Origin of the sequence: Staphylococcus sp. NWU MKU2 (genome assembly GCF_033283605.1) — a bacterium.
GTDB lineage: Bacteria > Bacillota > Bacilli > Staphylococcales > Staphylococcaceae > Staphylococcus > Staphylococcus haemolyticus.
Map to the genome: position 1 here is coordinate 1 of NZ_JAVSMH010000017.1, position 8,236 is coordinate 8,236.

Sequence of the window (8,236 nt, forward strand, 5' to 3'; positions counted from 1 at the left end):
CCAACGGCTACAGTGATAACATCCTTGTTAAATTGTTTATATCTGAAATAGTTCATACAGAAGACTCCTTTTTGTTAAAATTATACTATAAATTCAACTTTGCAACAGAACCTAAATAGTTCTATATTGTTTAAAATAGTTATGACGTGTTATTATTTGCATGAGAGATAAAAGTTTCATGCTATCGTTGTAGACCGTCAATCTACAAAATAGTATTGTGTTTTTAAACGCCAAAAGCCCCGTTTAACTATTGTGAGTAGTTACGGGGCTTTCTTATAACATGCCTTACGTTTAACGTTGTCTACTGTTTGTGAAGTGTACTCACTTCTCACGTTATAAGTTTGGCATGACAACTATTCTAATTGAATAATTGTTCTATGATTTGTCTAGTAAGTTCTTTAGTTGTATATATCAACCAATCTGTAAAAAGGTCGGCTTTTTTCTTGTTGTCGCTAGATTTGTCTTGAGAGAACTTTTTTCGTTTCATGCTATCTATCCCCCTTTCAGTCTCTACGTCACTAGAGACGGGAGTAAAGGACAAACAGCAATATAAACGACAACGTTATAACAACGCATTTATTAATATAGCACGAGAATTGAACAAATAAATTGGAATAAAAAAATAAATACATAAATACATTTTAAAACCACACAGCCTTTCATATTCGTTAAGCAATAAAATTTAGGTATAAAGCATCCAGAAAATAAAAAGTGTTCTAAATAGGGCTATAAACGTTAAATAAAGGGGTGCTAAATTATGGATAAACTAACACCAGAGAAACAAAAAGAACTATTGGAGCAAGCTAAAAAGGATAATAAAAAAGGTAAGCAACCAACGATACAGGAACGTTGGCTTGAAGAGGGTAAACTGTTCGCTGAATATTTAAATGACGACAAAAACTAATAAACGATGTATCAGACACGTTAAAAATATTTATTTTATTATGGTTAATCTTTTTTTGATTAACTTCAATGTACATGAAAACAGTAGTACGCACACACTTTAATTTTATAGGTGTGTGCTTTTTGTTTGTGGTTTTACAAGCGTACTTTTAAATACGGTTGTAAATAATGGGACTGTATCAATTTAAACGAGTTATCGACAAAACTCGACTTAATGAAAGTTTCATAAGAGCGATGTAGGCGAGCGCGCGCGCGCTTAATTTATTTGGTAAGTGACTTAAAAATTTATGAAGATAGAGGTTAAAATGTTTTGTCGACAAAACAAGTAAGTATAAACGTTCTCTATGAAATCTAGATAAATGACTTATAAGTTTGTACAACAGTTAAACAAATCAAAAGACAAAGAAAGACAAAAGCAATAAATGAATTTATAGAAGAATACGAGCGAGCGCTCGCTTCGTTTGGAAAAAGGAAATTAAAACAATAGTGCCTCGCCCACTTTTTTGTGTACAAATATATATAAGTTATGTAATATATATTTATAAGTTTTATAAGGAGGTGTGACAATGAGTACAGCAACATTAGACAAACAAAAAGAACACAATAATGAAATACGCGATCGTTTTCAAAATTACTACATTGATAATTACGAGCCTAAATATCGTTTAGTTGCTGAGGCTATGGGGCTTGGAGAAACAAACTTTAGAAGATTTGCTACTAACAAGCATGATTATGCTGAGGAGGCTCTCAAAAAAGTAGAGAAGTTCTTAAACAAGCAAGGTTATTAATTTATATTGAACATAATAAACACCTTAAAGACATAAGATCGTGTACATGTATTAGTTAAATATAACGCTATAAATCTATTGTACACAATAATATAAATGTTATGCCTTTATGTACAAAACGTAACACAATGTACATGTATATATATTATGTGAGTATGCTAAACAACTTTCTAAGGAGTAATGCAATGACACAGGTCAGTTCTTTAAGACTTGTACAGGCTCTTGAACGGTTGTTTATTAGTAGTAAGCAAGCTCGTATTGAACAACAAGATGACGGTAGTTATTACACTAAATTTACTGGCTTATCTAGAGAGCATTTACTAAATCATATTGAGGGTACTCAAACTATTGGTATCTTTAGTGGAAAAATATTCTCTAAGTATATATGTTTTGACGTTGATACTGGTAAGCAGCACTTATCTAAAGCACAAAATGATGTGAAGATATTACGATCAGTATTATACAGTGAGTTTAATGTCCCTTATGAGTATATGCCAGTAGCTTATAGTGGTAACAAAGGTTATCACGTATATATGTTTTTCGATAATGTCATATGCGTTGATTATTTACACGCTTTTTATCGTGAAGTATTAGATAGAGCAGGTTATAACACGTCAGAAATTGAGTTTAGACCGACAGCTAAATTAGGCGTTAAGTTACCTTTAGGCATTCATAGAGTAACGGGAAAACGTTGTAATTTTGTTGACCCTACTACACCTAGATTTAAGCGGAAAAATAGAGAGTTTATTTATGAAATTAAACAACTAAATGCAAAGTCTTTTGAAAAGACGCATAATCTTAAAGACTTGTACAACATACAGTTAGAAGAAACATATCATCAGCTATATAGATTTTTGTATACTGATGAGGCGCTAATATTCAACAGTGTATTGCGGACGTTAGATTTTACGGAGTATCAAATCGAAAACGCACAACAAGATATATTAAAGATGTTAGAGAATAAACGTTTGATATATCCAGATACGCGAAATAAATACACAATATTATTAGCAACATTTCTTAAAGCACAGGGACATGAGATACCTTATACAGAAAAGGTTATCAACGAAATTATGTTAAATAGTAAACGTAATTATAGAGGCTTAGTGCAATCGTCAGAAAACCACATCAAACAAGAAACACAGAAAATTGTAAAGTATGTATTTAATCACAACATTACGTTAAGCAGTAATACTACTGAAGTTGTGTTATATGGCGATGAAATAAGAGATATATTAGCACTTAAAGACATGAAGTTGATGAAACTTTATACATCAATGATCGTACATGCTAAACGTCATACACCTTTAGGCGCAGACAGCTTTTACATGGCATATTCGGTTATGCAAAACTATGGGAATCCAGCTAATAGAGGGACATTAAGAAAATACATTAATAAGTTGGAACAATTAGAACGTATTAAAGTAGTTAAGAGTGGCGTTGTTGATAAAGTTCGCACAGATGTAGAAGGTCATGTGGTACACAAAGCAAACATTTATAGCATTAAAAAAAGCTTTAACCAAACCCCCGACGAAAAGGTTTTGATTAAAGCAGACGAAGAGAACGTCAACATCAATGATATACTTATCAAAGCGTATCAAAATGATGTTATAAGCTATAAACACGTTAAAGACAATCTTACTAGACGACAGTTTGAAAAATTCAAGCAAGCTCTCTAGTGGGCTTGTCTTTTTTGTTGTTATCCCGTTTGATTATCAATATATTGATAAAACGGTCAAATTTTTGACACTTAAATTATAACTATATATATGTATTTTTTTCAAGACAATGTACTCAATAAATCAATTGTTTTATAGTACTTTACGACTTAAAAGAATTATAACAAAGATTATAGCTACATTACAAAGCCTATTATATCAGTACTTAGAGAAAAGAAACGACATTAACGACCATCATAAAAAAGGGTGTTGTTTTTTGTGTACTGTAAAAGCAGTAAGCGATTATTTACTTCTTCCATTTCCTAAACTCCCAAATACTCATATTTTTTAAACTTTCAAGTTCAGTACGTAATTTTGCGTTTTCTTCTTCTAATTTTTCATATTTATTAGCGTGTTCATCATTGTATTGTTCTATTCGGCTTATATTAGCCCGTAGACGATCGTTTTCTTCTTTTAGGTAGTTTATATCCTCTTTTGGTTCTTTCAGCTTATATATAGCCTCTATGACGTTTTTAGAGGTATTCTCTGATTGTTCTTCGATTTTTTGGAGTATTTGTGAGGATATACGAGAAACAATATCATCACTAAAAGATTGAAGATCTAATTTTTGTGAATTACCGTTTTCTTCTTCGACATAATCATTTTGTAATTCTGGTAAAGCATTAGCTATTTCTTCCCCTTGTTCTTCTTTAACGATCGAATAATGAAGTGCCGTTTTCATTGTTCCACCGTGTAACTTAAAGAACTTCATAGCCTCACTTATGATATGTAAATCGTATTGACTAAACTGACGAGCATTTTCTCTGCGTTTAAATTCATACCCCAGTAATTCCATGGTTTGAGCATAAACTCTTAGAGAAGAAGGAGAGATATTCAAGAATTGACTAGCGTTTTTGGTAGTTAGTAGGTCATTAAGCGCCATATCGTTGTTAGAAACCCCTTTCTAAATAAGCGTTATATACATATAGGCAACAGACCATGTATATATTGCCTGTGGCATTATTATTGCCGATTACCCTTAACATTTGTGCGTCTGTTGGGCGCTATACATATGTATACATAAATATACCATAAATAGTTACAATAGTTACATGAAAGCAAAGAAAACTTACACCAAATTTAAGTTAAACCGTTTAAATAAAAGGGTTTTTGTCATATAATTAATTACGTGGAGTAATTTTACTCCTATTCAGAATATAGTATTTTTATAAGTTTTTATGACAATAACTTAGGTAAAGAGTGAGAAAATGGAAAAACAAGAAAACAACTTAAATATAAATGAAAACACTGGCGCAATAGTACTTTCAGGCGATAGTTTACTTGAAAGATTTATACATTATATTGACGCAACAGAGGCAACAATCGGAACATACAAACGAACTTTGAAACAATTCTTTAGATATTTAGCTGACAATCATATAACAGAACCGAAACGCGAGGACATTTTAAACTTTAAAAAATCTCTTAGAGATATAGGACGCAAGCCAACGACAATACAAAACTACATCATCGTTGTTAGATTATTTTTTAAATGGACTGAGCAAGAAAATATATATCCTAATATTGCTGATAGGGTTAAAGGTGCCAAACTAGATACAACACACAAAAAAGATTACTTAACTAGTGAACAAGTCAAAGATGTATTAAATAACATTGATACATCAACGCTGAAGGGCGCCAGAGACTATGCCCTGGTGGCTTTAATGGTTACAACAGGCTTAAGAACTATTGAAGTTGCTAGAGCGAAAATTGAAGATATTAGAAATGTTGGAGATACTCCAGTTCTTTATATACAAGGTAAAGGAAAAGAAGAAAAAAACGATTACGTTAAATTGCCGTTACAGGTGCTTAAAGCGATCGGAGTTTATAGAAGTATGTTAGCTGATGATTACGAGTATTTATTTGTTTCAACAAGTAACAATAATAAAGGCAAAAGCCTAACGACGTGCAGTGTAAGTACGATTGTTAAAAGTGCAATGAAAAACGCCGGATATAATAGTCCGCGTTTAACAGCGCATAGCCTTAGACATTCAACAGCTACATTAAATTTATTGAATGGCGGTACATTAGAAGAAACACAACAGCTATTGAGACACGCTAAAATAAGCACGACTATGGTGTATTTACATCATTTAGAGCGTGCAAATAACGATAGTGAAAAACGTGTAGCCTCTTCTATCTTTGCGTCAGAAGAATGAGATAAAACAAGTTATAAAGTTATGTTTATAAGTAATCAATATAGTATGAAAGGAAAATCACAATGGAAGTAAAAGCTATGAATAATGGAGCAATTAAATTTGTTTGCGACAACGAACTTGAAAAGGAAGTTATTTTGAATAACTGGAAAGAATTAAAAAGGGAATTCGATCAATTAATTAAAGAACACAGCAAATAGAAAGGGGCATTGTTTATGGCAGTAGCAACAGAAGAATTATATACCGCGCAACAAGTAGCGGATAAATTAGGTATGCACGTTCAAACAATAAGAGAATATATTCAACGTGGAGATATTAAAGCTAGAAAAATCGGACGTAAATATATAATTACTCAAGAAGAATTAAACAATTTCATAACAGGAGGCGACAACGATGAGCATAGAAAGTAATGTAAATAAAATAAAAGAACGTTCTGAAAGTCAAATATGGTCGGATAAAATTGATGAGTTTAACGAGGGGTTAGAAAAAGTAAAAGAAGAATATGATGATAGATTTACGGAAACAGCTAGAAATGAGGCTATCAAAGAATATAAAGAAACAAAAAATAAAGAAATTGAAGAAGAATTGAAAGCATATGATGAGCGATCAAACGAATTAGTATCTATAACTTTAGAACAAATAGATAACGAACTAGTAGAAGATGAAATGAACCTACACCCGCAAACAGATCTAGACTTTAAGAAACATGACTATTACGTTAGCCAAGTTATGAACGAACTTGCTACATCTTTTAATGGTCAAGATATGTCTACGGAGGTATTAGAAAGACTAATAAAACAAGGTTATAACAATAATCTATATGCTTTAGCAATATTAAGTAACAGAAAAGAAGTACTTGATAGAATACGAAGTAACGAAGTTGTAAGACAAGATATAAAAAATCATATAGAAACAACTGTAAAATATATGTTCGATGATTTAAAAAATAACATCATGCCAGAACGATATAAAAGAAATAAAGAATTGAAAGAAGAACTTAAAAAATACAGTCATTCAACTAAATTTACGATGTATAACATTATTATGAATAACCCTAACAAAGAGGGCGCTAAAAATGGGAAAACATGGGCGCATGCCTCTTTATAGTTCTGAGAAACGCTCTGTATTACAACGAAAGGCGTTTAACACCGATCAACACATATGAACGTTAAATAATCGCTTTGTGATAGATTAATATTGTTTGGTATAATCAATAATACCTCACGTGCTAAGTCCTTCCGCTATTTATAATAGCGGGAGGCTTTTTGTGTTCTTTGGTACGTTCAGGTTTCGGCAAACTAGCGATTTCGTGTAGAGCTGATATGCCGATATTTCGTAACGTTGCGAAATTTGAATTATCAAATTCATCAAAAACCTTTATATACTTAGCTGAATAGTCTTTAGATATGTTTACTTTTTCTAACCACTTACCAAATTCGCCATGTGCTAAATGTCGAAGCGCTTCGACATTTTCTTCGCCAAACACTTAGGCAGCTTTACTTTTTTAAGCCATTTACCAAATGCGAGTACATACTCGTTTTTAAGTACATACTCGTTTTTAATTCTAGAATATCGTAAATTACGTGACGTCATGTAATTTAAAATGTGTACATATTTGTACGCATGTCATCTTATTTATACGTGCTGCTTTAAATAGATGTATACAAGAGTATATATCTATTATCAACACCATATCCCAACGCGCGTTGCTCTTCAGGCATTGTGGCTAATTGATGTGTTTTATGTTTTCCGTACGAACGGAGCGCTCCGTTATAATTTTCTCCAAATTCATTTGCAGCTTTAAATCTTTAGCTAATTGTGTATACGTATACGATTTTAAGTCTTATGAAATTATCATCATCTTGCTAGATAGAGAATTGTTTTATAGTTAAGAGAACGAATATTTCCGTTTTCTAAATGCAAACGCGCAATTACATTCTTTAATCGTTTAAATTTTTCAACTTAAATAAAATACTATTTACAAAAGTTGAAAAGTGAGTAATACATACATGATATTCAGTAATAGTTATATTAAACAGAGTGTAATAAGTAACAAGTGAATTAAGAGACTTCCTAACTAAAAATAGCTTTATTGATTATATGATATACAAGGCTATATAGTTGTAAGTAAGTTAGGAGATGTATTTTAAATTGATATATAACTTAGGCGAAACAATGCAAATTCAAGGAATGGTATCGACTGGAAAGACATTCCAGAATAATATGCCACCTAAAAACAAAAAATTATCACATAAAGATTTATATAACACTGAAACCAATTCCGCAGCTAACTTGAATAAAATCATTAAATTAATGGAGAGTGAAAACAATGGATAGAAAAGTCGCGATCATACGTAAAGGAAACACTTTCCAATTTTTTGAAGAAGATAGTTTGTCAGCAATCGTGGGAACACGTTTATAAGCAGAACGAACACATGATGATATGACGGTAATAATGCCGGAAGTTGCAGATATGAAAGACGGAGATAAAACAAATATAGTTATTGAAAATAAAGTACTTAGAGCATATAGAATTGTTTAGTAACTTTTAAATGGTTCTGTTGCAAAGTAAAAAATATAGCTAACCACTAATTTATCATGTCAGTGTTCGCTTAACTTGCTAGCATGATGCTAATTTCGTGGCATGGCGAAAATCCGTAGATCTGAAGGG

General features: G+C 31.8%; 11 protein-coding genes. 8 read left to right on the forward strand and 3 right to left on the reverse strand.

Features of this window, described 5'->3' with window-relative positions; translation table 11 throughout:
* Positions 1 to 358 precede the first annotated feature (358 nt).
* The gene (locus tag SBL15_RS12800) at positions 359 to 487 is read right to left on the reverse strand and encodes a hypothetical protein (RefSeq protein WP_259341605.1); all 129 of its coding nucleotides are present in this window, start codon (positions 485 to 487) and stop codon (positions 359 to 361) included.
* A gap of 270 nt (positions 488 to 757) precedes the next feature.
* Here SBL15_RS12800 and SBL15_RS12805 point away from each other — a divergent pair, with 270 nt between their 5' ends.
* The 3 genes from SBL15_RS12805 to SBL15_RS12815 all read left to right on the forward strand — a co-directional run bounded on the left by SBL15_RS12805 (position 758) and on the right by SBL15_RS12815 (position 3,370).
* Complete coding sequence (locus SBL15_RS12805) at positions 758 to 904, forward strand: hypothetical protein (RefSeq protein WP_233641761.1); 147 nt, start codon at positions 758 to 760, stop codon at positions 902 to 904.
* A gap of 565 nt (positions 905 to 1,469) precedes the next feature.
* Entirely contained in the window at positions 1,470 to 1,691 is a 222-nt protein-coding gene (locus SBL15_RS12810; protein ID WP_107612673.1) for a hypothetical protein, read from the forward strand.
* A gap of 185 nt (positions 1,692 to 1,876) precedes the next feature.
* On the forward strand, positions 1,877 to 3,370 hold the full coding sequence (locus tag SBL15_RS12815) for a TOTE conflict system archaeo-eukaryotic primase domain-containing protein (protein WP_107614394.1): 1,494 nt from the start codon (positions 1,877 to 1,879) through the stop codon (positions 3,368 to 3,370).
* A 286-nt stretch (positions 3,371 to 3,656) separates the two neighbouring features.
* Here the strand turns inward: SBL15_RS12815 and SBL15_RS12820 are convergent, their stop codons facing one another.
* A complete protein-coding gene (locus SBL15_RS12820) occupies positions 3,657 to 4,292 on the reverse strand; it encodes a hypothetical protein (RefSeq protein ID WP_317956209.1) in 636 nt (211 codons plus the stop codon).
* A 325-nt stretch (positions 4,293 to 4,617) separates the two neighbouring features.
* Here SBL15_RS12820 and SBL15_RS12825 point away from each other — a divergent pair, with 325 nt between their 5' ends.
* The 4 genes from SBL15_RS12825 (at position 4,618) to SBL15_RS12840 (ending at position 6,672) form a co-directional block, all read left to right on the forward strand.
* On the forward strand, positions 4,618 to 5,568 hold the full coding sequence (locus SBL15_RS12825) for a tyrosine-type recombinase/integrase (RefSeq protein ID WP_317956211.1): 951 nt from the start codon (positions 4,618 to 4,620) through the stop codon (positions 5,566 to 5,568).
* 62 nt (positions 5,569 to 5,630) lie between these two features.
* Positions 5,631 to 5,765: a hypothetical protein gene (locus tag SBL15_RS12830; protein WP_259341603.1), complete on the forward strand. Its 135-nt coding sequence runs from the start codon at positions 5,631 to 5,633 to the stop codon at positions 5,763 to 5,765.
* A 15-nt stretch (positions 5,766 to 5,780) separates the two neighbouring features.
* Positions 5,781 to 5,975, forward strand: coding sequence for a helix-turn-helix domain-containing protein (locus tag SBL15_RS12835; RefSeq protein WP_031867976.1), 195 nt, complete (start codon positions 5,781 to 5,783; stop codon positions 5,973 to 5,975).
* Positions 5,959 to 6,672, forward strand: coding sequence for a hypothetical protein (locus tag SBL15_RS12840; protein ID WP_317956215.1), 714 nt, complete (start codon positions 5,959 to 5,961; stop codon positions 6,670 to 6,672). The genes SBL15_RS12835 and SBL15_RS12840 overlap by 17 nt, the downstream gene beginning before the upstream one ends.
* A 121-nt stretch (positions 6,673 to 6,793) precedes the next feature.
* Here the strand turns inward: SBL15_RS12840 and SBL15_RS12845 are convergent, their stop codons facing one another.
* Positions 6,794 to 7,051, reverse strand: coding sequence for a DUF3102 domain-containing protein (locus SBL15_RS12845; RefSeq protein ID WP_317956217.1), 258 nt, complete (start codon positions 7,049 to 7,051; stop codon positions 6,794 to 6,796).
* A gap of 665 nt (positions 7,052 to 7,716) precedes the next feature.
* On the opposite strand from SBL15_RS12845, the gene SBL15_RS12850 reads away from it, so the two are divergent.
* A complete protein-coding gene (locus SBL15_RS12850; RefSeq protein WP_107398400.1) occupies positions 7,717 to 7,902 on the forward strand; it encodes a hypothetical protein in 186 nt (61 codons plus the stop codon).
* The last annotated feature ends 334 nt before the right edge of the window (positions 7,903 to 8,236 follow it).

Excerpts from the sequence above, each read along its gene's own strand:
- SBL15_RS12810 (WP_107612673.1), top strand. The coding sequence starts at position 1,470 with ATGAGTACAGCAACATTAGACAAACAAAAAGAACACAATAATGAAATA.
- SBL15_RS12825 (WP_317956211.1), top strand. The coding sequence starts at position 4,618 with ATGGAAAAACAAGAAAACAACTTAAATATAAATGAAAACACTGGCGCA.
- SBL15_RS12835 (WP_031867976.1), top strand. The coding sequence starts at position 5,781 with ATGGCAGTAGCAACAGAAGAATTATATACCGCGCAACAAGTAGCGGAT.
- SBL15_RS12805 (WP_233641761.1), top strand. The coding sequence starts at position 758 with ATGGATAAACTAACACCAGAGAAACAAAAAGAACTATTGGAGCAAGCT.
- SBL15_RS12830 (WP_259341603.1), top strand. The coding sequence starts at position 5,631 with ATGGAAGTAAAAGCTATGAATAATGGAGCAATTAAATTTGTTTGCGAC.
- SBL15_RS12820 (WP_317956209.1), bottom strand. The coding sequence starts at position 4,292 with ATGGCGCTTAATGACCTACTAACTACCAAAAACGCTAGTCAATTCTTG.
- SBL15_RS12800 (WP_259341605.1), bottom strand. The coding sequence starts at position 487 with ATGAAACGAAAAAAGTTCTCTCAAGACAAATCTAGCGACAACAAGAAA.
- SBL15_RS12815 (WP_107614394.1), top strand. The coding sequence starts at position 1,877 with ATGACACAGGTCAGTTCTTTAAGACTTGTACAGGCTCTTGAACGGTTG.
- SBL15_RS12840 (WP_317956215.1), top strand. The coding sequence starts at position 5,959 with ATGAGCATAGAAAGTAATGTAAATAAAATAAAAGAACGTTCTGAAAGT.